This window comes from Streptomyces sp. NPDC007863 (assembly GCF_040633895.1).
Classification (GTDB): Bacteria; Actinomycetota; Actinomycetes; order Streptomycetales; family Streptomycetaceae; genus Streptomyces.
The window spans coordinates 112,552-136,165 of the sequence record NZ_JBEYEI010000020.1 but is presented as its reverse complement, the minus strand read 5'-3'; the positions used below and the strand labels follow the sequence as shown (position 1 = coordinate 136,165).

Genomic DNA, 23,614 nt, shown 5'->3' with positions numbered 1-23,614 from the left:
GCCTTTCGCGGTGAGGGTTGCTCAGGAGGGGTTCGGGGCGGGTCTCAGCCGAGGAGGGAGCGGCCGATGATCTCCTTCATGATCTCCGTCGTGCCGCCGTAGATGGTCTGGATGCGGCCGTCGGTGAAGGCGCGGGCGACCGGGAATTCGCTCATGTAGCCGTATCCGCCGTGCAGTTGCAGGCAGCGGTCGGCGACCCGCTTCTGGAGTTCGGTCGCCCACCACTTGGCCATGGAGGCGTTGACGGGATCGAGGCCGAGCCCCGTCGGATCGGCGTGCTCGGCGATGCACCGGTCGACGAAAGTGCGGGTGACGGCGCACTCGGTGGCCATCTCCGCGATCTCGAACCGCACGTGCTGGAGCCTGGCCAGCGGCCGGCCGAAGGCCTCGCGCTCCTTCACGTACCGGGTGGTGAGCTCCAGGAGGTGCTCGGCGCCCGCGATGCCCGCGACGGCGATGGCCAGGCGCTCCTGGGCGAGGTTGGTCATCAGGTGGACGAAGGCGCCGTCGAGCTCGCCGAGGAGGTTCTCCTTGGGGACGCGGACGTCCTCGAAGAAGAGTTCGGCGGTGTCCTGGGACTTCTGGCCGATCTTGTCGAGGTTGCGGCCGCGCTCGAAGCCCTCCATGCCGCGCTCGACGACGAGGAGGGAGAGGCCGTGCGCGCCGCCCTCGGGGGTGGTCTTGGCGACGACGATCACCAGGTCGGCGAGGATGCCGTTGGAGATGAAGGTCTTGGAGCCGTTGAGGACCCAGTGGTCGCCGTGGTCCTCGGCGGTGGTGCGGATGCCCTGGAGGTCGGAGCCGGCGCCGGGCTCGGTCATCGCGATGGCGGTGACGATCTCGCCGGAGCAGAAGCCGGGCAGCCAGCGCCGCTTCTGCTCGTCGGTGGCGAGCTTGGTGAGGTAGGGGCCGATGATGTCGTTGTGCAGGCCGATGGCGAGGCCGGGGGCGGCCGCCCTGGTGAACTCCTCGGCGAGGACGGAGGCGTACCGGAAGTCGGGGTTGCCCCCGCCGCCGTACTCCTCCTCGACGGCGAGGCCGAGGAGGCCCTGCCGGCCGGCCGCGAGCCAGGCCTCGCGGGAGACGATGCCGTCCTTCTCCCACTGCGCGTAGTGGGGCAGCACCTCCTTCTCCAGGAAGGTGCGGACGACCGCCCGGAAGGCTTCGTGGTCCTCGGTGTAGAGCGTGCGCTTCATGCGGTCTTCGACTCCTGGGTGTGCAGGGCGGGGACGGCCCAGTCGCGGGCGACCTCGGCGGTGTCGGCGCCGGGCAGGGCGGGGCCGGTACGGAGGGTGCCGGGGGTGGCGGAGAAGCGGGGCGCGGGCGCGGGCTGGACGAGTCCGCCGTGCTCGGCGAAGGTGGCGCGGGCCGCGAGGTGCGGGTGGGCGGGGGCCTCGCGGAGCGAGAGGACGGGGGCGACGCAGGCGTCGGTGCCCTCGAAGACCTCGGTCCACTCGGCGCGGGTACGGCTCCGGAAGCGGGCGGCGACCGCCTCGCGCAGCTCGGGCCAGCGGGCGAGGTCGCGGCGGAGGGACCCGGCCTCCGGCAGGTCGAGGAGCCGGGCGAACTCGTCGTAGAAGCGTTCCTCCAGGGCGCCGACCGCCATGTGGCCGCCGTCGGAGGTCGCGTACACGCCGTAGAAGGGGCAGCCGCCGTCGAGGAGGTTGACCCCCCGCCGGTCCTGCCAGCCGCCGGCCAGGAGCATGGCGTGGATCATGGTGGTGAGGTGGGCGGTGCCGTCCACGATGGCGGCGTCGACGATCTGGCCCTCGCCGTGCGTCCGGGCGTGCTGGAGGGCGGCGAGGACGCCGACGACGAGGTAGAGCGAGCCGCCCGCGTAGTCGCCGAGCAGATTGGCCGGGATGCCCGGCGGGCCGTCCGGGTCGGGGCCGACGAGGCCGAGGGCGCCGGTGACGGCGATGTAGCCGATGTCGTGTCCGGCGGTGGGGGCGAGCGGACCGTCCTGGCCCCAGCCGGTCATCCGGCCGTAGACGAGCCGGGGATTGCGGGCGAGGCACTCCTCGGGGCCGACGCCGAGGCGTTCGGCGACGCCGGGCCGGTAGCCCTCGATCAGGACGTCGGCGCGCTCGGCCAGGTCGAGGAGGACCGCGGGGCCGTCGGGTGCCTTGAGGTCGACGAGGACCGAGCGCTTGTTGCGGTTGGTGAGGTCCTTGGCCGGGTCGACGCCGAGCCCCGGGCCGCCGGGCCGGTCGACGCGGACGACGTCGGCGCCCAGGTCGGCGAGGAGCATGGCGGCGAAGGGGCCGGGGCCGATGCCGGCGAGCTCCACCACCCGGACACCGGCGAGCGGGCCGGTCCGCTCGGTCTGCCTCGTGCCCATCGAGCCCCCAGAGTGTGTGACACCAATGATGTAACACCGGAGATGCTAGGAACGTGTTCCACTCGGCACAAGCCCCCCGGCCGAGCAAGCGCTTGGAAATTCGACGGGACGGCCGGGTCCGCTATCCTCCGCCGACGACATCGCCGAGGGACGGGAGTGGGGCTCGATGGAGACAGGGGCGGGCGCGGGACGGGAGTCCGGGCGGGAGACGGCGGAGCGGCCGTACGACGTGGTCCTCTACGGGGCCACCGGGTTCGTGGGCGAGCTCACCGCGGAGTATCTGGCCGGGCACGCCCCCGCCGGATGCCGCTGGGCCCTCGCCGGCCGCTCGCCGGCGAAGCTGGCCGCGCTGCGCGACCGGCTCGCCGCCGGCCGGCCGCACCTCGCCGGGCTTCCGCTGCTGACCGCCGACTCCGGCGACCCCGCCTCGCTGCGGGCGCTGGCCGGGTCGGCGCGGGTGGTGGCCTCCACCGTCGGCCCGTACGTCTGGTACGGCGAGGGCCTGGTCGCGGCCTGCGCGGAGGCCGGCACCGACTACCTGGACCTGACCGGCGAGCCCGAGTTCGTCGACCGCGTGTACGTCCGCCACGACGCCCGCGCCCGGGAGACCGGCGCCCGCATCGTGCACGCCTGCGGCTTCGACTCCGTCCCGCACGACCTCGGCGTGCTCTTCACCGTCCGGCAGCTGCCCGAGGGCGTGCCGCTGCGGATCGACGGCTTCGTCCGGGCCGGCGCGGTCTTCTCCGGCGGCACCTTCGCCTCCGCCCTGACCGCCTTCGGACGCGGCCCGCAGATGCTGCGGGCGGCCCGCGAACGCCGGCTGCACGCGCCCCGCCTGGTGGGCCGGCGGGCCCACGCGCCGCTGGGCGGACCCCGGTTCAGCGCCGAGACCGGCACCTGGGCGCTGCCGCTGCCCACCCTGGACCCGCGGGTCGTGGCCCGCTCGGCCGCCGCGCTCGAACGGTACGGCCCCGACTTCCGCTACCGGCACTACGCCTCGGTGAAGACGCTGCCGATGGCCCTCGGCGGCACTGCGGCGCTCGCCGCGACCCTCGCCACGGCCCAAGTGCCGCCCGTGCGCCGCTGGCTGATGGACCGTTACGCCGCGGGCTCCGGCCCCTCGGCCGAGCGGCGCGCCCGCAGCTGGTTCACGGTCCGCTTCGTCGGCGAGGGCGGCGGACGGCGGGTCTTCACCGAGGTGTCGGGCGGCGATCCCGGCTACGACGAGACGGCGAAGATGCTCGCCGAGTCCGCCCTCTGCCTCGCCCTGGACCCGCTGCCGAAGACGGCGGGCCAGGTGACGACGGCGGTGGCGATGGGCGACGCCCTGATCTCCCGGCTGCGAGCGGCGGGGCTGCGCTTCCGGGTGGCCCACACCGAGTAGCGCCGGGGGCGCGCGTCACCAGCCGATCATGTCGGGGGTGCCGGTGGCGGGGGCGACCACCGCGTCGATCTCGATCTCGACCAGCCAGGCGGGGTCGATGAAGCGGGACACCTCGACGAAGGTGCAGGCGGGCCGGACGCCGGCGAAGCGCTCGCCGTGGGCCCGGGCCGCCTCGCGCCAGGTGGCGGCGTCGGTGAGCATGACGCGGGTGCGGACGACGTCGGCGAGCCCGGCGCCCGTCTCCCGTAGCGCGGCCTCGGCGATGTCGAGGCAGCGGACGGTCTGGGCGTAGACGTCGCCGGGCGCGGCGGTGGTGCCGTCGGGCGCGATCGGGGCCGTACCGGCGACGGAGACGTACGGGCCGAGCCGTACCGCGCGGGAGAAGCCGATCTCCGGTTCGAGCGGCGAACCGGAGGAGACGAGGCGTCGTGAGGTGGCGTGCAGGTCCATCCGGTCATCCTGCCCGTCCCGCGCCCGCTCGAAGCGCCGTCGGGAGGCGGGCTCAGGGCCCCATGAGGCGGAAGGGATGCCCGGCCGGATCGGCGTAGACCCGCCACAGCGGAGCGCCTCCGGATCCGCCCGCGCCGCCGAGCGGTGCGGCTCCGAGCGCGAGCACCCGCTCGTGGGCGGCGGCCGGGTCCGGGACCCGGATGTCGAGCAGGAACTGCTGCTCGGGGGCGCCCCACACGGGCGGCTGGTGGTCGGCGACGTCCTGGAAGGCCAGGACCGGGCCGTGCGCGTCGCGCAGCACGGCGGAGCCGGCGCCCACCGCGAGCCCCGGATCGGGCGACTCGACCTCGCCGCCGAGCAACTCCCGGTAGAACCCCGCGAGTCCGAAGGCGTCGGGGCAGTCGAGCACGACGCAGCGCAGTCGCCCGTTCATCCGGTGGTCCAGTCCGCGAGCACGTACAGGATGGCGCAGGTCCAGGCGAGCGCGGAGAGCGCCGCGACGGCGAGGACGGCGGGCAGCGCGCGGCCGCCGGAGCGACGGCCGGGGCCCGTGGTGACGGGGGTTGTCATGGGGCCCACTGTGCCGTGGGGGTCTGACAGCGGACATCCGTACGGGTACTCAGCCGCTACTCAGCCGCGCGTGGGTCGCCCTCAGCCCGCGCCTTCCCCGGCCCGCGCCTCCTTCAGCGCGCGGCGGCAGAGCGCGTCGGCGTGCCGGGTGGTCTCGGGGACGCGGTAGCGCGGGGAGAGCGCGAGGGCGTGGGCGCAGGCGTTGTCGAGGGAGATCCGGTGGCCGACGGAGACGAAGACGGGCTTGACGCCGCGCCGGGTGCGCAACGCCCTTCCGACCTCCTCCCCTTCGGCGAGGAGCGGCGCGAAGTCGCCCCGGGCGGCGCCGGGTTGCTCGTAGGTGAAGGTGAAGGGGTTCTTGGCGACGCCGATCGCCGCCCGTCCGGTGAGCACCCCGAGGTGGGAGGCGAGACCGAAGCGGCGCGGATGGGCGAGCCCGTAGCCGTCGCAGACCAGGAGCCCCGGGTCGGCGGTGAGCGCGTCCAGGGCGGCGAGCACGGCGGGGATCTCCCGGAAGGCCAACAGCCCCGGTACGTAAGGGAAGGAGACCCGGCCGACGGCGGTGGCCTCCTCGACCACCTCCAGCGATCCGGCGTCCAGGACCACGGCGGCCGCGGCCACCAGGTCCCGCTCGTCGTCGTAGGCCACGTCGAGTCCGGTGACGTGCCCCTCCCCCACGGCCGGCCCGTCCTCGTCGAGCACGAGCCGCCCGCGCAGCGCGCGCTGGACGTCCAGCGCCGCCGCCTCGTCGGCGGGCCATCCCGCCGGAACCCCGATGATCCCCATGCGGGCCACCCTACGGCGGCGGCCTCGGGTACCGTGCCCGCCGTGACCTCGATCGACGCGCTCGTACGCCTCTGCCTGCCGCCCGCCGTGGCGCCGCCCGCCGTGGACTGGGCGGAGACCGAACGCGCCCTCGGACTGCCGCTCCCCGAGGACTACAAGCGGCTGGTCGAGACGTACGGCTCCGGCGTCTTCGACGAGACGGTGTGGCTGCTCGCCCCGGACGCGGGCCGTCCCGACCACGACCTGCTCGCGCAGCGGCGGGAACGGGACGAGATCCTGGAGTCCCTGTGGGAGATCGGCGAGGAGCGCCCCGAGGAGCTGGAGGAGCCCGGCACGGTCGTGGTGCCGTGGGCGTACGAGGAGGGCTCGGGGGCCTTCCTGTACTGGCTGGTGCGGCCCGGCAGCCACCCCGACACCTGGCCGGTGTTCTACAACGAGGGCCGCGGGCCGCTCTGGGAGCGGCACGGCCCGGGCTGCGCGGCCTTCCTGCACGCGGTGCTCACGGGCACGGCGGACACCGCGTACTTCGGCTACCTGTACGAGGTGCGGGGGATCACCGCGCACGGCTTCGAGCCCGTCGGGGCGGCGCTCGGGGAGTGAACGGCCCGGCCGGGCACCGCCGGTAGCCTTGCACGCATGTTCGTACTGGAATTGACCTACACCGCGCCCGTCGAGCGGGCGGACGCCCTCATGGACGCGCACATCGCCTGGCTGGACGAGCAGTACGCCGCCGGGGTGTTCCTGGCGTCCGGGCGGAAGAACCCGCGCGACGGCGGGGTGATCCTGGCGGCCGGGGTCGACCGGGCCGCGATCGAGCGGATCGCGGCGGCCGACCCCTTCAGCTCCGAGGGCGTGTGCGCCTACCGGATCACCGAGTTCTACGCGTCGAAGACGGTCGAGGGCCTGGCCGGCTACCGCGAGCAGCCGCCGGCCTGACCCCGTCCGTCAGCCGCGGGCGAGCCGGGCGATCCGGCCCTTCTCGCCGGAGGCCCAGCAGCCGCCGTCCGGGGCGCAGTCCACGGTGTCGTACGAGCCGGTGTCGACGGTCCGCCAGCTCCGGCCGCCGTCCCGGGTGAGGTCGGTGCCGGTCGGGCCGACGGCCAGGGCCGCCGTACGGGAGTGCGGCAGCCAGGCGACGCCGGAGCGGTACGCGGGCGGGGGCGTGCCGGCCGGGGTCCAGGTGCGTCCGCCGTCGCCGGTGACGGCGGCGGCGCGCGGCGAGGGCTGCCCGGCGCGGTAGTCGCCGCCGACCGCGAGGCCGTGGCCGCGGTCCCGGAAGGCGAGCGCGAAGACGCCCCGGGCGGGGTCGCCGGCCGGCACGGGGCTGTCGGTGACGGTCCAGGTGCGGCCCCGGTCCGCGGAGTGGAAGACCCGGGCGGTGGCGGCGCCGCCGGTCGCGAACCACACGTCCTTCCCGCCGCCGGGGGCCGTCACCAGGCACTGCCCGCTCGCGGCGAAACCGGCCTCGCCGGGCAGGGCGGCCGGCATCCCGGAGTCCGGCAGGACCTCCCAGCTGCCGCCGCCGTCGCGGGTGGCGAGGATGCGGAACCTTCCGTCGACGGGGTCGCTCAGGGCGAGGCCGTGGCGGCGGTCGAGGAAGGTCACGCAGTCGTAGAAGGCGCGCGGATCGGTGTTGCGGAAGGCCTCGGTCCAGGTGGCGCCGCCGTCCCCGGTGCGCAGCAGCCGGGACGCCTCGCCCTCGCCGATGGCGAGGACGACGGCCCGGCGGGCGTCGAAGGCCTCGACGTCACGGAGCTCCAGACCCTCCGCGCCGGGCGGCGAGACGTTGTGCCAGCTGTGGCCGGCGTCGGTGGTGCGCAGGACGGTGCCCCGGGAGCCCGCCGCCCAGGCGGTGCGCCGGTCCACCGCCGCCAGTCCCCGGAAGCGGGCGTCGGTGCCGGTGGGGGTGAGCCGCCAGCCGTCCGCGGAGGTCTCGGTCGCGGGGGCCGCGAGGGCCGTGGGGGGCGTGGGGGCCGTGGGGGTCTCCCCGGCCCGCGCGGGGGCCGCGAGGGTCAGCGCGAGGGCCGCCCCGATGAGTCCCACCAGTCCCGTCAGTCCCGCCGTCGTCGTGCGTCGCGTCGTTCGCGTCTTTCGCACAGGTGTCATGGCGCCGGAAGCTAGCGGCGGCGGCCCGGCGCGTCCAGAGGGCCTCCCGGCCCCCGCCGGGGTGCGGGGCGCGGCGGGCGTTCCTAGGCTGGGCGCATGACCGAGGGAACAGCGGAGCCGGGGCCGGAGACCCCGATCGCCGAGAAGCCGCGGCTGAAGGAGTACGACGGCGAGGGCATCACCGTCACGTTCGAGCCGCGCCGCTGTCTGCACGCGGCCGAGTGCGTCCACGGCCTGCCGGAGGTCTTCGACCTCTCCCGCCGCCCGTGGGTGCTGCCGGACGCGGCCACGCCGGAGCGGGTCGCCGAGGTGATCCGTCGCTGTCCTTCGGGCGCGCTCCGGTACCACCCGCCGGAGGGCGGGGCCGAGGAGGCACCGGACGTGCCCACCACCGTGCGGCGTTCGCCGTCCGGGCAGCTGGTGATGCGCGGCGACCTCCTCGTCATGGGCGCGCACGGGGCCCGGCACGAGAGCCGGGTGATGCTCTGCGGCTGCGGTGCCTCGGCGAACCAGCCGTACTGCGACCACTCGGGGCCCTGCGCGGCGCCGGACGACGACGTGGCCGAGGACCGCTGAGCTGCCTTACTCCCCCGGGCTCCCCCTCTTCCGCTTCGGTTCCCCCTTCGGGCTCCTTTCTCGGTGACACACCTCACGTGGGGGGCCGGTGCACGTTCCGGCCGTTCCGCTCGTCTTCATGGGTGTCAGGTGCCCTGGTGTCGGGGAGACGCACAGGATCACAACCCGCGCGAGAGGAGTCCGCCGTGTCCGCCGTGATCGAGCAGCCCGTCCAGGCCCGTCTGGTCGCTTCCGCTCCCCGGATGGAGACCGTCCCCGCCACCCTGCGCTACGACCGCGAGGATCCGTACGCGGTCAGCATGGCCTTCCCGCCACCGGCGACCCTGGAGGGCGTCGAGGTCTCGTGGGCCTTCGCCCGCGACCTGCTGGCCCAGGGGGTCGAGCGGCCCGCCGGCGACGGCGACGTACGGCTGCGTCCGTACGGCTACGACCGCACGGTCGTCGAGTTCCACGCCCCGGAGGGCGTGGCGATGGTCCATGTGCGCACCTCCGAGCTGCGCCGCTTCCTGGAGCGCTCGCAGCACCTGGTGCCGGCCGGGCTGGAGCACCAGTACCTGGACTGGGACCGGGATGTGGCCGCGCTCCTGGGCGAGCTGCCGTAGCCCGGCTCCCGTAATTCGATTGCCTCCTCCTCGGAGGGCTTCTACGGTCGACGGGTCGCATCGCCTCCCGATCGGAGAAGGAACGTTGTTCATCTGAGGTCCCGAGACACCGTGCCGCGCCCGGCCCCCGTGCCCCGCGCGCCGTTCTCGACCTCGGTGGACGAGCCGTTCCCCACGTTGCCCGCGCCCCGGTGTCTCCACGCGTCGCTCCACGCCCACGCTCACACCCGTGCTCGCGGCACGCACCGGAGGCCCTCGTGTCACATCAGCCTGTCTTCCTCTCCGCCACCTCTCTCTCCTTCTCCTGGCCCGACGGCACCGAGGTCTTCGACGACCTCCGGATGACGGTCGGCTCCGGCCGCACCGGCCTGGTCGGCACGAACGGTTCGGGGAAGTCCACCCTGCTCCGGCTGCTCGCCGGGCGGCTCACCCCCACCGGCGGCGCCGTGACGGCGTCCGGCGAGATCGGCTACCTGCCGCAGAACCTGGTCCTGGACACCGGCCGCCGGGTGGACGCGATCCTCGGGATCGACCGGAAACGGGCGGCGCTGCACGCCGTCGAGGCCGGGGATCCCGCCGAGGAGCACTTCACCGTGATCGGCGACGACTGGGACGTGGAGGAGCGGGCCCGCGCCACCCTCGACCAGCTCGGGCTCGGCGCGATCGGCCTGGACCGCACGGTCGGCGAGGTGTCCGGCGGAGAGTCCGTGCTGCTGCGGCTCGCCGCGCTGCTGCTGGCCCGGCCGGACGTGCTGCTGCTCGACGAACCCACCAACAACCTCGATCTGTACGCCCGTTCACGTCTCTACGAGGCGGTGGAGGGCTGGTCCGGGGTGATGGTGGTGGTGAGCCACGACCGGGAGCTCCTGGAGCGGGTCGACCGGATCGCCGACCTCCACGACGGCGCGGTGAACTGGTACGGCGGCCCCTACTCGGCGTACGAGGAGGCGCTCGCCGCCGAACAGGAGGCGGCGGAGCGGATGGTGCGGGTCGCCGAGGCGGACGTGCAGCGGCAGCGGCGCGAACTGTCCGAGGCGCAGATGAAGTTGGCGCGCCGCAGGCGGTACGCGCAGAAGAGCTTCGAGAACAAGGCCGTGCCGAAGGTGGTGGCCCACACCCGACGGGGCCAGGCACAGGTGTCGGCGGGCAAGCACCGCACGCTGCACGCGGACCGGCTGACGGAGGCGCGGGAGCGCCTCGACGTGGCGGTGGAGGCGGTGCGGGACGAGGACGAGATCCGCGTCGAGCTGCCGCGCACCTCGGTGCCGCCGGGGCGCGAGGTGCTGCGCCTGACGGACCTCGAACTGCGGTACGGCGCCCGGGTCGAAGGCGGTTTCGAGCTGAGGGGTCCGGAGCGGGTGGCGCTCGTGGGCCGCAACGGGGCCGGGAAGACGACGCTGCTGCGGACGGTCGCCGGCGAGCTGGAGCCGGTGTCGGGAGAGGTGGAACGACTGGTGCCGCTCCGCTTCCTGCCGCAGCGGCTCGACGTCCTGGACGACGGGCTGAGCATCGTGGAGAACGTCGCCCGGTTCGCGCCCACGGCGTCGGGGAACACGATCAGGGCGCGGCTGGCGCGGTTCCTGTTCCGGGGCGCCCGGGCGGATCAGCGCGTGGGCACCCTGTCGGGCGGCGAGCGGTTCAGGGCCACGCTGGCGGCGCTGCTGCTCGCGGAGCCGGCTCCGCAGCTGTTGCTGCTCGACGAGCCGACGAACAATCTGGACCTGGCGTCGGTGCGGAAGCTGACGGCGGCCCTCCACGCGTACGAAGGGGCGCTGGTCGTGGCCAGTCACGACCTGACATTCCTGGAGTCGCTGGGGATCACGCGCCGGGTGCTCCTCGACGGCCGCCTGCGGCCGACGTCGGCGGAGGAGCTTCGGGCACTGTCCGTGTCGACGGCGCGGTGATGCCGACGGTGCGATGACGTCAGCGCTGTGCCGATGTCACCGGTTCGGGGACGTCAACGGTGCAGTAAGGCCCAGGACTTGGTCCCGCCGTCCGTGGTGAGGGCGGGGGCCAGGCCCCAGTCGCCGCCCTGTTCGTCGACCGCCGCGGCCAGCAGCCACATGCTGCGGCTGCGGCGTTCGCGGCAGCGTTCCGCCTCGTCCGGCCGTGGGTGGGCCGGATGCTGGTCGTAGAGGACGATCCGCAGGGCGTCGTACTGCCAGCGGACGCGCAGCGCCATCTCCCGGTCGGGGGTGAACCGGTAGGCGGCGGCGACGAGTTCGGAGACGGCGAGGCGGGCGGTCTCGCGCAGTTCGGCGAGGCCGTGGCGGGCGAGGAGGCCGTCGACGGCCTGGCGGGCGAGGCCCGCGCAGTAGGCGCCACCGGGGAGCAGCATCGAGTAGCTGAGGTTCTCCGTGGCGGGGGGTATGGGCCCGGCCGCCGCGGTGACGGCGGCGGCCGGAAGGCAACGCAGGGCGCCCTTCATCGGATTGCTCACATTTCCTGTACATGGGGGTGCTCTGCACACGGACGCGGTCGCCCCGTGTGAGACTTGCGCTACCGACCGTAGCGCAGATGCGGAGCACAGTGCTACTACTTGCAGGTAGTGGCGCCGTTTCCGGCCAGAGGGCGAAACGGCGGCGCGGAAGCCGGGCGGCAGGGGGCCGCACGGCCGGACGAGGGAGAACGACGTGCCACCCAGGACCAGCCCCACCGCGCGCCAGCAACGGCTCGGGGCAGAACTGCGCAAGCTGCGCGAACAGTCGGGGATGTCGGCCCAGCAGGCCGCCGCCCTCCTGGGCGTCGACCGCACCCGCATCCCCAACGTCGAGTCCGGCCGCTTCGGCATCAGCCCCGAGCGGGTGCGGACCCTGGCCTTCAACTACGGCTGCCCCGACGCGGGCCTGGTCGACCTGCTCGCCGCCATGGCCCAGGAGCGGGACCGCGGTTGGTGGGAGGAGCACCGCGGACTCCTGCCGCCCGCCCTGCTGGACATCGCCGAACTGGAATACCACGCTGCCGAGTTGGCCACCGCCGTGACCACCCACGTACCGGGACTCCTGCAGACCGAGGAGCAGGCGCGGGCGGTCTTCGACACCGCCGTCCCCCTGCTGCCCGAGCCCGACCTGGAGGCCCGGCTCGCCCTGCGGCTGCGCCGCCAGGAGGTCCTGGACCGGCCGGTGCCGTACGAGGCGGTGATCCACGAGGCGGCGCTGCGCATGCAGTTCGGCGGCCCGAAGGTGGCCCGCGCGCAGCTGGAGCACATCCTGGAGCAGTCCGAGCGGGCGACCGTCACCGTGCGGGTCATCCCCTTCGCCGCCGGGGGTTTCCCCGGCGCCGGACAGTCGTTCACCTATGTGTCCGCGCCGGTGCCGCAGCTCGACACCGTGCAGCTCGACTCCTCGCACGGCTCGCTCCTGCTCGACGCCGACATGAAGCTGCGCCGGTACCAGGGGCTGCTCGGGCGGCTGCGCGGACTCGCCCTGTCCGCCGCCGACTCCCGCACGTTCATCCGCTCGATAGCCCAGGACCTGTGAAGGACCCCCCACCATGAACGTCACCAGCACCAGCACCAGCACCACACCCGCCCCCACCTCCCCGGCCGCCGCCCGCATCGCCTGGGGCGACGCCTTCTGCAGCGAGGGGGCCAACTGCTTCCGCTTCGGTCTCGACGACGCCGGCCGCGCCTACATCGGCTCGACCCTCGCCCCGGGCGAGTACGTCAGCGACTCGGTGGAGGCGTTGCGCGCGCTGATCTCCGCGGTGAAGTCCGGCGCCGCCGATCATCTGCTCTGAGTAGCCGATCACTTGTTCGCGGGTGACCACCCCCGAGGTGACCTGCGTCTCTTTTCCCGGCCCGAGCTGGGCACATAACGGAACGTAACCGGACAGCGCCCGAGAGGGGCTTGGTCGACCCCTTACGGAGCCTTAACCTACGGTCTCGTAACCTACGAGTCCGTAGGTAGTTCCGTTTACCCTTTCTCCGTCCCCAGGAGTCCCCGTGACACTCACCTCTCCCCACCTCGGCAGCTCGGCAGGGTGGACCGACGCGCGCTTGCTGTACGCGCTGGAAGAGGTGGTGGAGAAGGAGCTCGACCGGCACCTCAAGGTCGCCAAGGACTGGATGCCGCACGAGTACGTGCCGTGGTCGGACGGCCGGAACTTCCCGGGCTTCTTCGAGGACGGCGAGGCCTGGGACCCGGCCCAGTCCAAGGTCACGGACATAGGGAAGATCGCCCTCGTGGTGAACCTCCTGACCGAGGACAACCTCCCCAGCTACCACCACGAGATCGCCAGCCTCTTCGGCCGCGACGGCGCCTGGGGCACCTGGGTGCACCGCTGGACCGCCGAGGAGGGCCGGCACGGCATCGTCATGCGCGACTACCTGCTCGCCTCCCGCGCCGTCGACCCGGACAAGCTGGAGCAGTTCCGGATGTCGCACATGAGCGAGGGCTTCGAGTCGGACAACCGCCACTCGATGCTGCACTCCGTGGCGTACGTGTCCTTCCAGGAGCTCGCCACCCGCATCTCGCACCGCAACACCGGCCACCAGTCCGGAGACCCCGTCTGCGACCGGATGCTCGCCCGCATCGCGCTCGACGAGAACCTCCACATGATCTTCTACCGCAACCTGCTGAAGGCGGCCCTGGAGATCGCCCCCGACCTGGCGATGCAGGCCGTGCGGGACGTGGTCGTGGACTTCCGGATGCCCGGCCACGGCATCCCCGGCTTCGAGCGCGCCGCCGCCCAGATGGCGATCGGCGAGGTCTACAACCTGCGCATCCACCACGACGACGTCCTGGCCCCGGTCATCCGGCACCTGCGGATCCTGGAGCTGGACGGCCTCGGCCCCGACGGGCTGCGCGCCCAGGAGGAGCTGGGCCTGTTCATGAACGGGCTCGACACGGAGGCCGCGAAGTTCGACGAGAAGCTCGCCGCCCGCAAGGCCCGGATGGCCGCCCGCGCCACGGGCTGAACGGTCGTGTCCCCGGAGCGGTTCAGGAGCGCTGCGTGCGCCGCAGCCTGAGCCGCTCCTTCTCCGAGAGCCCGCCCCACACCCCGAACCGCTCGTCGTGCGCGAGCGCGTACTCCAGGCAGGCCACGCGCCCCTCGCAGGCTCCGCAGAGCTGCTTGGCCTCGCGGGTCGAGGACCCCGGGGCGGGGAAGAAGAACTCGGGTCCGGCCTGGGCGCACAGCGCGTCCTCGCGCCAGGCGAGGTCGGCGGCGGGGCGGGGGGCCGGGAAGGTCAGGACTGCGGTCTCGGTCTGCATGGCTCCACCCTGCCGGGGGCCGCTAAACACACCGTCAACGTCCGATCAATGCGGCGCGTCGGGCGCGTCGGCACCGTTCCCGTCCGGCTTCTTCGCCCGGCTCGGCTGGACCCGTTTCGGCTCGCCGGGCATCTTCGGGTACTCCGGCGGATAGGGCAGGTCCCCCAGGGCGTGCTCGGCCTCGTCGCGCCGCGCCAGTTCGAGCAGCGGCTCCAGGTCGAAGCGCTCGTCGTCCATGTCGGCGTGGACGTCGCCCAGTTCGGCGTAGCGGGCCGGCATGGTGCGGATGTCGAAGTCCTGCGGCACCGCGTCGTCGACCTCCTCCCAGCGCAGCGGCGCGGAGACCGGGGCGTGCGGCCGGGGCCGTACCGAGTAGGCGGAGGCGATCGTGCGGTCGCGGGCCGTCTGGTTGTAGTCGACGAAGATCCGCTCGCCGCGCTCCTCCTTCCACCACTTCATGGTCACCCGGTCCGGCATCCGCCGCTCCAGCTCCCGCCCGCACGCGATGGCGGCCCGCCGCACCTGGACGAAGGTCCAGTCGGGGCGGATGGGGACGAAGACGTGCAGCCCGCGCCCGCCGGAGGTCTTGGGCCAGCCGCGCAGCCCGTACTCGCCCAGGACGGCACGCAGCTCATGGGCGGCGCGGACCGCGTCGGCGTAGTCGGTGCCCGGCTGCGGGTCGAGGTCGAGGCGGAGCTCGTCGGGGCGGTCGGTGTCGGCGCGCCGCACCGGCCAGGGGTGGAAGGTGACGGCGCCGAGGTTGGCCGCCCAGAGCACGGCGGCCGGTTCGGTGGGGCACATCTCGTCGGCCGAGCGTCCGCTGGGGAAGGTGATGTGCGCGGTGGGGATCCAGTCGGGCAGGTACTTCGGGGCCCGCTTCTGGAAGAAGGACTCGCCCGTCACCCCGTCGGGGTAGCGCTCCAGGGTGGTGGGCCGGTCCCGCAGGGCGCGGGTGATGCCCTCGCCGACGGCGAGGTAGTAGTTCACCATGTCCAGCTTGGTGTAGCCGGGTTCCGGGAAGTAGACCTTGTCCGGGTTGGAGACGCGGACGGTGCGCCCGCCCGCCTCCAGTTCCACCGCTGCCGTCTTGCCTGCCATGGGCGCCACCCTAGGGCTCGCCGACATCTGCCGCATACCGGACAATCTGATCCATGGATCTGCCGGTGATGCCGCCCGTGAAACCGATGCTCGCCAAGGCGGTGAAGAAGATCCCGCCCGGGATGCAGTACGAGGCCAAATGGGACGGCTTCCGGGCGATCGTCCACCGCGACGGCCCCGAGCTGGTCATCGGCAGCCGCACCGGCAAGCCCCTCACCCGCTACTTCCCCGAGCTCGTCGAAGCCCTCGCGGAGCGGCTGCCGGAGCGGTGCGTGGTGGACGGCGAGATCGTCGTCGAGCGCGACGGACGGCTCGACTTCGACCGGCTCAGCGAGCGGATCCACCCGGCCGACTCCCGGGTCCGGATGCTCGCCGGGACCACCCCCGCCCGCTTCGTCGCCTTCGACCTGCTCGCCCTCGGCGACGACGCCCTCCTCGACACCCCGCTCGCCGAGCGCCGCGCGGCCCTGGAGCGGATGCTCGCCGGCACCACCGCCCCGCTCCACCTCGCCCCCGCCACCCGGGACCCGGAGCTGGCGGCGCGCTGGTTCGAGCAGTACGAGGGGGCCGGGCTCGACGGGGTGATCGCCAAGCCGCTCGACCTGCCCTACCGGCCCGACTCCCGGCTGATGTACAAGATCAAGCACGAGCGGACCGCCGACGTCGTCGTGGCCGGATACCGCTTCCACAAGAGCGGCCCCGTCGTCGGCTCGCTCCTCCTCGGCCTGTACGACGACCGGGGCGCCCTCCAGCACGTCGGCGTCTGCGCCGCCTTCACCGCCAAGCGGCGGGCCGAGCTCGTCGAGGAGCTGGAGCCGTTGCGGATGGACCCGCCCGACGGACACCCGTGGGCGGCCTGGGCCGAGGAGGCCGCGCACGAGGGCGCCAGGCTGCCGGGCGCGCCGAGCCGCTGGTCGGGGAAGAAGGACCTGTCGTGGGTGGCGCTGCGGCCGGAGCGGGTCTGCGAGGTCGGCTACGACCACATGGAGGGCGACCGCTTCCGGCACACCGCGCAGTTCAAGCGCTGGCGCCCGGACCGCACCCCGGAGTCATGCGGCTACGCGCAGCTCGACGAGCCGGTCTCGTACGACCTGTCGGACGTCCTGGACTGACCCTCCGGGCGGGACGGCGGCGAAACAGGCCGACGATCTTGCCGGTCCTGGCGTCCCTGCGCCACGTGATTTCCTTCACACAGGCAGGGCCGTCGCGGGTCTTGCGCGCCCCGCGCCCCGCCCCGAGGACCGCCCTCCGCGCCCGCGATACGCAGGGACCGTACGCAATGCGGCGCCGGCCACACGCCCCGTACCTGCGGGAACGCCGGCGCCGGCGATCACCGGGGCCGCGCGGTCCGAGGCGGGTGCGCCCGCGCACCCCGCGCGGGGCGGGCGCCCCCGGCGCACCCCGGCACCGGAGCCGTACCGGAACCGCTCCCGCCATCCGGTACGTATGGAGGTGAGAGCCCTTCCCGTCCGCCCCCACGAACCGCTAGGACTGATCCGTGATCGCCTCGCCCTCCCCCCTCGTCCCCGTCCCGATCCCCGACCGCGTGGCCGCTCTCATCGGCGCCTGTCTGCCCGCGCACGTCCTCCAGGCGGAGATCGAGGCGGACTGCGCGGCGCGCGAGGTCTACCGCTTCCGCGGGCCGCTCTGCCCCGAGGACCTGGCCGACCGCGAGCACGCCCTCGCCGCGCTCGCCCGCGCCAACAAGATCCTGGCCAAGCACCACCCGACGCTGCCGGTACGCCCCTGAGGCCGTCGCCCGTTCGGGCGCATCCCACGGGCAGCGGAGGCGGCGCGGTGTGACGCTGCGAAGGTGACCACGACCAGCGACGCAGCACCCGCCGCCCCGGCCGCGCCCGCACCGCCCGTGCTCGACGGCCGCCGCCGCAACATCGTCTTCGGCACGATCATGCTCGGCGTGCTGCTCGCGGCACTCGACCAGACCATCGTGGGCACCGCCCTGCCCACGATCGTCGCGGACCTCGGGGGCGCCGCCCACATGTCGTGGGTCGTCACCTCCTACCTCCTCGCGGAGACCGTGGCGACGGTCCTGGTCGGCAAGTTCGGCGACCTCTTCGGCCGCAAGCTGATCTTCCAGATCTCCGCGGTCGTCTTCATCACCGGCTCCTTCCTCTGCGGCCTCGCCACCAACATGACGCTGCTGATCGTCTGGCGCGGCCTGCAGGGCATCGGCGCCGGCGGCCTCATGGTCACCTCGATGGCGCTGATCGCCGATGTGATCCCGCTGCGCGAACGCGGCAAGTACCAGGGCGCGATCGGCGCCGTGTTCGGCGTCTCCACGGTCATCGGGCCGCTGCTCGGCGGCCTGTTCACCGACCACGCCAGCTGGCGCTGGGCCTTCTACGTCAACGTCCCGATCGCGATCCTCGTCGTCATCGCCGCCGCCCGGACCATCCCCTCCGTGCGCTCGGCGAGCCGGCCGGTCATCGACTACCTGGGCATCGCGCTGGTCGCGATCGGCTCCAGCGCCCTGATCCTGGCGACCAGTTGGGGCGGGAACGAGTACGCGTGGAGCTCCGGCGTCATCATCGGCCTCTTCGTCGGCGGCCTGATCGCCCTCGCCCTGTTCTGTTGGGCGGAGATGCGGGCCGCCGAACCCATGCTGCCGATGCGGCTGTTCCGCAATCCGGTCTTCACCGTTTGCTCGGTGCTGAGCTTCGTCGTCGGCTTCGCGATGCTCGGCGCGATGACCTTCCTGCCGACCTATCTCCAGTACGTGGACGGGGATTCGGCGACCGTCTCCGGCATCCGGACGCTGCCGATGGTCGTCGGTCTGCTGATCGCCTCGATCTACAGCGGCAACGTGGTCAGCAAGACCGGGCACTACCGGATCTTCCCCATCATCGGCTGCGCGGTGATGGGCGTCGGGCTCTATCTGCTCTCCCTGATGGACCAGAACACCGGCGCCTGGCTGGAGTCGCTGTACATGTTCGTGCTCGGCGTCGGCATCGGCCTGTGCATGCAGGTCCTGACGATCGCCGTGCAGAACACCGTCGACTACGCCGACCTCGGCACCGCCACCTCCGGCGTCACCTTCTTCCGCACCCTGGGCAGCTCCTTCGGCACCGCCGTCTTCGGCACGATCTACACCAACGCCCTCAAGCCCAACCTCACCGACGGGGTCGCCGAGGCGTCCGCGCTCGCCGGGCAGGCGGGGCTCGACCCTGCCTCGGTGCCGGCGGCCGCCCAGAGCCCGCAGGGGCTGCACGGACTGCCCGACGGGGTCGCCGAGCCGATCGTCCAGGCCTATGCCGACACCCTGCACACCGTCTTCCTGTGGACCGTGCCGGTCGCCGTCGTCGGCTTCGTCGTCGCCCTCTTCCTCAAGCAGGTCGAGCTGCGGGACTCGGCCCGGGAGTCCGCCCCCGACATGGGCGAGGGCTTCGCCTCCCCCACCACCAGCGGCGACTCGGCGAAGCTCCTCGAACTCTCCGTCGGCCGGCTGCTGCGCCGGGTCGACATGGACACCGCCCGCCGGATCGTCGCCGCCTCCGACACCCGGCTCGACACGGCCGGCGCCTGGGCGGTCATGCAGGTCGAGCTGCACACCCGGACGGTCGGCCACGCGAGCCTCGGCCTGATCGCGGCGAGCCGCCGCCTGCCGCCGGAGGTCATCCTCCCGGTCTTCGACCGGATGGTCGACGAGGGCTTCCTCACCCGGGACGGCAACCTCCTCTCGCACACGCCGGCCGGCACCCGCGAGGCCGAGGTCATCACCCACGCCTGGGGCGACTGGCTCTCCGCCCGCCTGGAGCAGGAGCGCGACCGCCCCAGCGGCCCCGCACTGCGCGCCGCCGTCGACGCCATCGCGAAGAAGGCCGTCGCGGAGGACCTCTCCACCGGCATCCCGACCGGCCGCGCGAACGAGCGGACGAAGGTCGCCTCCCGGTCGTGACCCTCCCTGGACGGAGAAGGGCCGGTCCGGCGGCAAAGGGCTGGTCCGGCCCGCGTCCGTGACCGACGATCGGCCCATGAGCCTTCTCGTCCACACCTTCGTCCTCGACGCCGACGGGCGCCGGGAGATCCTGGAGTCCCCGCCCGGCGGCGGGGACCTCGCCGGCTTCGAGAGCACCCGCGCCGAGCTGTGGGGCTCCCCCGGGATGCGCGCCCTCGGCGCGCGGTTCTTCCCGCGGCTCGACGGCGACGACCTCCACGTCGAGCCCGAGGAGGTGGAGGACTTCCTCGCCGAGTGCGAGGCGGTCCGGCCCCATCTGGCCGACCTCGCCGGACAGGGCGGCTACGCCCCCGACTACGTCGCCGTCCGCTTCGGCCACATCGTCGCGGCCGCCCACCGCGCCAGGGAGGTGGGCGGCGGCGTCCTCGTCTGGTAGCCGTCCCGGCCGGGGTCAGTGCTCCGGGAAGTCCCCGTCGACGTAGACCCAGGCGCCGTCGTGGCGGGTGAAGCGGCTGTGTTCGGTGAGGGTGCCGGGCTCGCCGTCGTGGACGTAGCGGGCGGCGAAGGTGACGGTGCCCCGCTGGTGGAAGGCGGTGCCGTCGGCGGTGCCGAGGATCTCCAGGCCCGTCCACCGCATGCCGGGGTCGAGGTCGAGGGTGCCGGGGCGGGTCTCCGGGGCCCAGGTGCGCAGCAGATAGGCCGCGTCGCCGACGACGAAGGCGCTGTAGCGGGAGCGCATCAGCAGTTCGGCGGTGGGCGCGGTGGCTCCCGTACCGGCGTGGAAGCGTCCGCAGCAGGCGCCGTACACGGCGTCGAGACCGCAGGGGCAGGGCGTGTCGGCGGTGACGGCCGGGGCGGGCGCGGGCGTACGGCGGCGGGGGGCGGTCTTGCGTCGGGACATGCGGTCATTCTCCCCCAGGAGCCGGGCGGTCCCGCGGGGCCGGCCGAGTAGCGTACGGCCCATGCGACTGACGATTCTCGGAGGCGGCGGTTTCCGGGTGCCGCTGGTGTACGGCGCGCTGCTCGGCGACCACGCCGAGGGGCGGATCACCCGCGTCACCCTGCACGATCTCGACGGGGACCGGCTGACGGCCATCGCCCGGGTGCTCGCCGAACAGGCCGAGGGGGTGCCGGACGCGCCCGTCGTCACGGCCACCACCGACCTCGACGAGGCGCTGCGCGGGGCGGACTTCGTCTTCTCCGCGATCCGGGTCGGCGGTCTGGAGGGCCGGGCCGCGGACGAGCGGGTGGCGCTGGCCGAGGGGGTGCTCGGGCAGGAGACGGTGGGCGCGGGCGGGATCGCGTACGGCCTGCGGACCGTGCCGGTCGCGGTCGCCGTCGCCCGGCGGATCGCGGCGCTCGCCCCGGACGCCTGGGTCATCAACTTCACCAACCCGGCGGGGCTGGTGACGGAGGCGATGTCCCGGGTCCTGGGCGACCGGGTCGTCGGCATCTGCGACTCGCCCGTGGGGCTCGGCCGCCGGGTGGCGCGGGTCCTCGGCGCGGACCCGGACCGGGTGTGGATCGACTACGCGGGCCTCAACCACCTCGGCTGGCTGCGCGGGCTGCGGGTGGACGGGCGGGACGAGCTGCCGCGGCTCCTCGCGGACGACGCGCTGCTCGGCTCCTTCGAGGAGGGGCGGCTCTTCGGCACCGCGTGGCTGCGCTCGCTCGGGGCGGTGCCCAACGAGTACCTGCACTACTACTACTTCAACCGGGAGGCGGTCGCGTCCTACCGGGGCGCGGAGAAGACCCGGGGCGCCTACCTCCTGGACCAGCAGGCCGGGTTCTACGCGGAGGCAGGCCGGCCCGGGACGCGGGCCCTGGACGCCTGGCACCGCACGCTGGCCGACCGGGAGGCGACCTACATGGCGCACAACCGGGAGGCGGCCGGGGCCGGGGACCGGGCGGAGGAGGACCTGGAGTCGGGCGGCTACGAGAAGGTGGCGCTGGCGCTGATGCGGGCGATCGCGCGCGGCGAGCGGGCCACCCTGATCCTGAACGTGCGCAACGGCGCGACGCTGCCCGGCCTCGACGCGGACGCGGTGGTCGAGGTGCCGTGCCTGGTGGACGCGAACGGCGCCCGCCCCGTGGCGGCGGACCCGCTCCCGTCCCACGCCATGGGTCTGGTGACGGCGGTGAAGGCGGTGGAGCGGGAGGTGCTCGCGACGGCGGAGAGCGGGTCGCGGGCGGCCGCCGTGAAGGCCTTCGCGCTGCACCCGCTGGTGGACTCGGTGGGCGTGGCCCGCCGGCTGCTCGACGGCTACACGGCGGTGCACCCGGGGCTCGCGTACCTGCGGGCGTGACGCGCGCCGGGCCCGGGGGAGGGACTCCCCCGGGCCCGTGCGGACGTGACGACGTGACGACGTGCGGTCAGGGCTTGCGGGCCACCGCGGCCCAGCCCGGGATCGGGTCGTCGCCCTGGACCTGCACCGGCTCGCCCAGCTCGGGGTGCCACTCGGCGGTGAGCGACACTCCGGGCTCGACGAACTCCAGGCCGTCGAAGAAGGCGGCGAGCTCGTCGCGGGAGCGGGGCCGCAGGGTCAGGCCGCGGGCCTTGTACATGCCGACGGCCTTCGCCGCGCCCTCGGGGTCGAAGTCCCCGGTGACGTGCGAGAGGACCAGGTAGGAGCCGGGGGCGAGCTGGTCGACGAGCTTGGCGACGATGTCCCGCGCGCCGTCCTCGTCCCCCAGGAAGTGGAGCAGGGCCAGCATCGACAGCGCGATCGGCTTGTCGAAGTCAAGGACCTTTCCGGCCCTTTCGAGGATCATCTCGGGGTCGCGGGCGTCCGCCTGGATGTACTCGGTGGCCCCCTCGGGGGTCGAGCGCAGCAGGGCGGCCGCGTGCGCGAGCACGATCGGGTCGTTGTCGCAGTAGACGATCCGGGACTCCGGCGCGGCCGCCTGCGCGATCTGGTGCAGGTTGGGCTCGGTCGGGATCCCGGTGCCGACGTCCAGGTACTGGCGCACGCCGTGGGCGCTGAGCCAGCGGATGGCGCGGTGCATGAAGGCGCGGTTGACCCGGGCCATGTCACGGCCGCGGGCGTCGACGGTGAGGAGCTGGCGGGCCATCTCCTCGTCGACGGGGTAGTTGTCCTTGCCGCCCAGGAACCAGTCGTACATCCGCGCGGGGTGCGGCTTGCTGGTGTCGATCCGAATCTCGCGGGATGCGGGGTCCTGGGTCATCGTCGGCTCTCCTGGTAGGGACGAACGGGTGGCGCTGCTACAAGAGTTACGTGACGGTAGGGGCGTGACGGAAGGGGTCAGGTGAGCAGAAAGTCAGCCTGGCCGGATTTGGCTCCCGCGATGAACGCGGCGATCTCCCCGTGGGTGTAGATGAGGGCGGGTCCTTCAGGGTCTGCGGACTGTCGCACGGCGACCCTGCCGTCGGCCAGCTTCATGGCCTCCACGCAGTTGCCCCCGTTCCCGCCGCTCCAGGGCTTGTGCCATCCCTCGGCACCGAGCTCCGCGGCGGGCATGCCGTTGTATATGCGATCCATTCACAGCTCCTTGCGGAGATCCCGGAGGATCTCCTTCGTGCGTTGTGCAGTCGCGGCCTGCGCCGCCATACGGTCCATGACCTCCAGGTGGGACGCCACCTCGGGGCGCGCGTCGAGGTAGACGGCGCCGGTCAGGTACTCGCTGTAGACCATGTCCGGGAGTTCGGGCATGGCGAAGCGGAAGAGGACGAAGGGACCGTACGTGCCGGGGTGGTGGCCGGACGCGAACTCCGCGATCTGCAGGGTGACGTTCGGCAGCTCGGACGCTTCGAGCAGCCGGTCGAGCTGGTCGCGCATCACCTCGGGCCCGTCGCCGACCGGCCGGCGGAACACCGTCTCGTCCATGATCACCCAGAACTTGGGGGCGTCCTCCCTGGTCAGCAGGGACTGGCGCTCCATCCGCAGGGCTACATGCCGATCGATGTCCTCCTCGCGCGCGGCGTCACCGCCGCCGCCGACCGCTCCGCTGCGCAGGATGGCGCGGGCGTACTCCTCGGTCTGGAGCAGACCGGGGACGAACTGGGGTTCGTAGGCCCGGATGAGGCTCGCGGCCCCCTCCAGGCTGACGTACATGGAGAACCAGCCGGGCAGCACGTCGTGGAACCGCTGCCACCAGCCGGGCAGGTTGGCCTCCTCGGCGAGGGCGACGAAGGCCTCCGCCTCGGGGCCGTCGATGCCGTACGCGCGCAGCAGCAGCTGGACGTACGGGATCTTCAGCGCGACCTCGGCGGTCTCCATGCGGCGGATGGTGGCCGGGGCGACGTGGAGGACCTTGGCGGCCTCCTCCCGCTTGAGGCCCGCGCGCTCGCGCAGGTCCTGCAGTCGCCGACCGAGTACGACCTGTCCCACCGTGGGGGCGGACCGCGGCTCGCTCACTCTCAGACCTCCCCGACGCGCTGTGTTCGACGAGTGTGCCACGAAGCCCGGCCAGAGAGAACAAGGCACTCTGCATTTTTCAGAGTGCCACTTGCCAAGTGTCCGAGTCAGGAGGACAGTGTTCCGGTGAACCAGTACGGACTGCCGCCGGTGCCCCCCTCGGGCCCGGCGACAGCGACGTACGGCAGCCCTGCCC

General features: G+C 73.4%; 28 protein-coding genes. 14 read left to right on the top strand and 14 right to left on the bottom strand.

Annotated elements, in window-relative coordinates; translation table 11 throughout:
• Positions 1–44 precede the first annotated feature (44 nt).
• Together ABZ621_RS28800 and ABZ621_RS28795 are read right to left on the bottom strand one after the other, a co-directional pair.
• Positions 45–1,196, bottom strand: coding sequence for an acyl-CoA dehydrogenase family protein (locus tag ABZ621_RS28800; RefSeq protein ID WP_360609344.1), 1,152 nt, complete (start codon positions 1,194–1,196; stop codon positions 45–47).
• On the bottom strand, positions 1,193–2,341 hold the full coding sequence (locus ABZ621_RS28795) for a CaiB/BaiF CoA-transferase family protein (protein WP_360609343.1): 1,149 nt from the start codon (positions 2,339–2,341) through the stop codon (positions 1,193–1,195). Before ABZ621_RS28795 ends, ABZ621_RS28800 begins: the two co-directional genes overlap by 4 nt.
• Before the next feature lie 166 nt (positions 2,342–2,507).
• Between ABZ621_RS28795 and ABZ621_RS28790 the strand changes: the two genes are divergently transcribed.
• Positions 2,508–3,725, top strand: a complete 1,218-nt coding sequence (locus ABZ621_RS28790) for a saccharopine dehydrogenase NADP-binding domain-containing protein (protein WP_360609342.1) — start codon at positions 2,508–2,510, stop codon at positions 3,723–3,725.
• A gap of 15 nt (positions 3,726–3,740) precedes the next feature.
• Here the strand turns inward: ABZ621_RS28790 and ABZ621_RS28785 are convergent, their stop codons facing one another.
• The 4 genes from ABZ621_RS28785 to ABZ621_RS28770 form a co-directional block, all read right to left on the bottom strand.
• The gene (locus ABZ621_RS28785) at positions 3,741–4,175 is read right to left on the bottom strand and encodes a RidA family protein (RefSeq protein ID WP_360609341.1); all 435 of its coding nucleotides are present in this window, start codon (positions 4,173–4,175) and stop codon (positions 3,741–3,743) included.
• Positions 4,176–4,227: 52 nt separating this feature from the next.
• On the bottom strand, positions 4,228–4,608 hold the full coding sequence (locus ABZ621_RS28780) for a VOC family protein (protein ID WP_360609340.1): 381 nt from the start codon (positions 4,606–4,608) through the stop codon (positions 4,228–4,230).
• Positions 4,605–4,745: a hypothetical protein gene (locus tag ABZ621_RS28775; protein WP_360609339.1), complete on the bottom strand. Its 141-nt coding sequence runs from the start codon at positions 4,743–4,745 to the stop codon at positions 4,605–4,607. Before ABZ621_RS28775 ends, ABZ621_RS28780 begins: the two co-directional genes overlap by 4 nt.
• An 81-nt stretch (positions 4,746–4,826) precedes the next feature.
• On the bottom strand, positions 4,827–5,531 hold the full coding sequence (locus ABZ621_RS28770; protein WP_360609338.1) for an endonuclease V: 705 nt from the start codon (positions 5,529–5,531) through the stop codon (positions 4,827–4,829).
• Positions 5,532–5,573: 42 nt separating this feature from the next.
• On the opposite strand from ABZ621_RS28770, the gene ABZ621_RS28765 reads away from it, so the two are divergent.
• Both ABZ621_RS28765 and ABZ621_RS28760 read left to right on the top strand, forming a co-directional pair.
• On the top strand, positions 5,574–6,131 hold the full coding sequence (locus tag ABZ621_RS28765) for an SMI1/KNR4 family protein (RefSeq protein WP_360609337.1): 558 nt from the start codon (positions 5,574–5,576) through the stop codon (positions 6,129–6,131).
• A gap of 36 nt (positions 6,132–6,167) precedes the next feature.
• On the top strand, positions 6,168–6,467 hold the full coding sequence (locus ABZ621_RS28760; RefSeq protein WP_360315913.1) for a YciI family protein: 300 nt from the start codon (positions 6,168–6,170) through the stop codon (positions 6,465–6,467).
• Between the two features lie 9 nt (positions 6,468–6,476).
• Here the strand turns inward: ABZ621_RS28760 and ABZ621_RS28755 are convergent, their stop codons facing one another.
• Entirely contained in the window at positions 6,477–7,637 is a 1,161-nt protein-coding gene (locus ABZ621_RS28755; RefSeq protein WP_360609336.1) for an oxidoreductase, read from the bottom strand.
• A gap of 96 nt (positions 7,638–7,733) precedes the next feature.
• Here ABZ621_RS28755 and ABZ621_RS28750 point away from each other — a divergent pair, with 96 nt between their 5' ends.
• The 3 genes from ABZ621_RS28750 to ABZ621_RS28740 all read left to right on the top strand — a co-directional run bounded on the left by ABZ621_RS28750 (position 7,734) and on the right by ABZ621_RS28740 (position 10,719).
• Complete coding sequence (locus ABZ621_RS28750) at positions 7,734–8,213, top strand: (4Fe-4S)-binding protein (RefSeq protein WP_360609335.1); 480 nt, start codon at positions 7,734–7,736, stop codon at positions 8,211–8,213.
• Positions 8,214–8,398: 185 nt separating this feature from the next.
• The gene (locus ABZ621_RS28745) at positions 8,399–8,815 is read left to right on the top strand and encodes an SsgA family sporulation/cell division regulator (RefSeq protein WP_360609334.1); all 417 of its coding nucleotides are present in this window, start codon (positions 8,399–8,401) and stop codon (positions 8,813–8,815) included.
• 257 nt (positions 8,816–9,072) lie between these two features.
• The gene (locus tag ABZ621_RS28740) at positions 9,073–10,719 is read left to right on the top strand and encodes an ATP-binding cassette domain-containing protein (RefSeq protein WP_360609333.1); all 1,647 of its coding nucleotides are present in this window, start codon (positions 9,073–9,075) and stop codon (positions 10,717–10,719) included.
• Positions 10,720–10,772: 53 nt separating this feature from the next.
• On the opposite strand, the gene ABZ621_RS28735 is transcribed toward ABZ621_RS28740, so the two are convergent.
• Complete coding sequence (locus ABZ621_RS28735) at positions 10,773–11,255, bottom strand: ATP-binding protein (protein WP_360609332.1); 483 nt, start codon at positions 11,253–11,255, stop codon at positions 10,773–10,775.
• 193 nt (positions 11,256–11,448) lie between these two features.
• Here ABZ621_RS28735 and ABZ621_RS28730 point away from each other — a divergent pair, with 193 nt between their 5' ends.
• The 3 genes from ABZ621_RS28730 (at position 11,449) to ABZ621_RS28720 (ending at position 13,733) form a co-directional block, all read left to right on the top strand.
• Entirely contained in the window at positions 11,449–12,294 is an 846-nt protein-coding gene (locus tag ABZ621_RS28730; protein WP_360609331.1) for a helix-turn-helix transcriptional regulator, read from the top strand.
• A gap of 13 nt (positions 12,295–12,307) precedes the next feature.
• Positions 12,308–12,553 carry a hypothetical protein gene (locus ABZ621_RS28725; protein WP_360609330.1) on the top strand — a complete coding sequence of 82 codons (246 nt, stop codon included), beginning with the start codon at positions 12,308–12,310 and terminating at the stop codon, positions 12,551–12,553.
• 205 nt (positions 12,554–12,758) lie between these two features.
• On the top strand, positions 12,759–13,733 hold the full coding sequence (locus tag ABZ621_RS28720) for an acyl-ACP desaturase (RefSeq protein ID WP_360609329.1): 975 nt from the start codon (positions 12,759–12,761) through the stop codon (positions 13,731–13,733).
• Between the two features lie 22 nt (positions 13,734–13,755).
• Here ABZ621_RS28720 and ABZ621_RS28715 read toward each other — a convergent pair whose 3' ends face one another.
• Both ABZ621_RS28715 and ligD read right to left on the bottom strand, forming a co-directional pair.
• Positions 13,756–14,028, bottom strand: coding sequence for a WhiB family transcriptional regulator (locus tag ABZ621_RS28715; RefSeq protein ID WP_360609328.1), 273 nt, complete (start codon positions 14,026–14,028; stop codon positions 13,756–13,758).
• Between the two features lie 45 nt (positions 14,029–14,073).
• Positions 14,074–15,126, bottom strand: coding sequence for a non-homologous end-joining DNA ligase (gene ligD, locus ABZ621_RS28710; protein ID WP_360609327.1), 1,053 nt, complete (start codon positions 15,124–15,126; stop codon positions 14,074–14,076).
• A 53-nt stretch (positions 15,127–15,179) separates the two neighbouring features.
• Between ligD and ABZ621_RS28705 the strand changes: the two genes are divergently transcribed.
• The 4 genes from ABZ621_RS28705 to ABZ621_RS28690 all read left to right on the top strand — a co-directional run bounded on the left by ABZ621_RS28705 (position 15,180) and on the right by ABZ621_RS28690 (position 19,478).
• Entirely contained in the window at positions 15,180–16,238 is a 1,059-nt protein-coding gene (locus ABZ621_RS28705) for an ATP-dependent DNA ligase (protein ID WP_360609326.1), read from the top strand.
• A gap of 386 nt (positions 16,239–16,624) precedes the next feature.
• Entirely contained in the window at positions 16,625–16,876 is a 252-nt protein-coding gene (locus ABZ621_RS28700) for a hypothetical protein (RefSeq protein ID WP_360609325.1), read from the top strand.
• 63 nt (positions 16,877–16,939) lie between these two features.
• A complete protein-coding gene (locus tag ABZ621_RS28695) occupies positions 16,940–19,042 on the top strand; it encodes an MDR family MFS transporter (protein WP_360609324.1) in 2,103 nt (700 codons plus the stop codon).
• 76 nt (positions 19,043–19,118) lie between these two features.
• Entirely contained in the window at positions 19,119–19,478 is a 360-nt protein-coding gene (locus ABZ621_RS28690; protein ID WP_360609323.1) for a hypothetical protein, read from the top strand.
• A gap of 15 nt (positions 19,479–19,493) precedes the next feature.
• On the opposite strand, the gene ABZ621_RS28685 is transcribed toward ABZ621_RS28690, so the two are convergent.
• Positions 19,494–19,943: a YchJ family metal-binding protein gene (locus ABZ621_RS28685; protein ID WP_360609322.1), complete on the bottom strand. Its 450-nt coding sequence runs from the start codon at positions 19,941–19,943 to the stop codon at positions 19,494–19,496.
• A 61-nt stretch (positions 19,944–20,004) separates the two neighbouring features.
• Here ABZ621_RS28685 and ABZ621_RS28680 point away from each other — a divergent pair, with 61 nt between their 5' ends.
• Positions 20,005–21,348 carry a 6-phospho-beta-glucosidase gene (locus ABZ621_RS28680; RefSeq protein WP_360609321.1) on the top strand — a complete coding sequence of 448 codons (1,344 nt, stop codon included), beginning with the start codon at positions 20,005–20,007 and terminating at the stop codon, positions 21,346–21,348.
• Positions 21,349–21,415: 67 nt separating this feature from the next.
• Here ABZ621_RS28680 and ABZ621_RS28675 read toward each other — a convergent pair whose 3' ends face one another.
• From ABZ621_RS28675 to ABZ621_RS28665, 3 genes are all read right to left on the bottom strand, one after another.
• Positions 21,416–22,228 carry an SAM-dependent methyltransferase gene (locus tag ABZ621_RS28675; protein WP_360609320.1) on the bottom strand — a complete coding sequence of 271 codons (813 nt, stop codon included), beginning with the start codon at positions 22,226–22,228 and terminating at the stop codon, positions 21,416–21,418.
• A 77-nt stretch (positions 22,229–22,305) separates the two neighbouring features.
• Positions 22,306–22,542 carry a DUF397 domain-containing protein gene (locus ABZ621_RS28670; protein ID WP_030495614.1) on the bottom strand — a complete coding sequence of 79 codons (237 nt, stop codon included), beginning with the start codon at positions 22,540–22,542 and terminating at the stop codon, positions 22,306–22,308.
• On the bottom strand, positions 22,543–23,418 hold the full coding sequence (locus ABZ621_RS28665; protein WP_360609319.1) for a helix-turn-helix transcriptional regulator: 876 nt from the start codon (positions 23,416–23,418) through the stop codon (positions 22,543–22,545).
• Positions 23,419–23,614 lie beyond the last annotated feature (196 nt).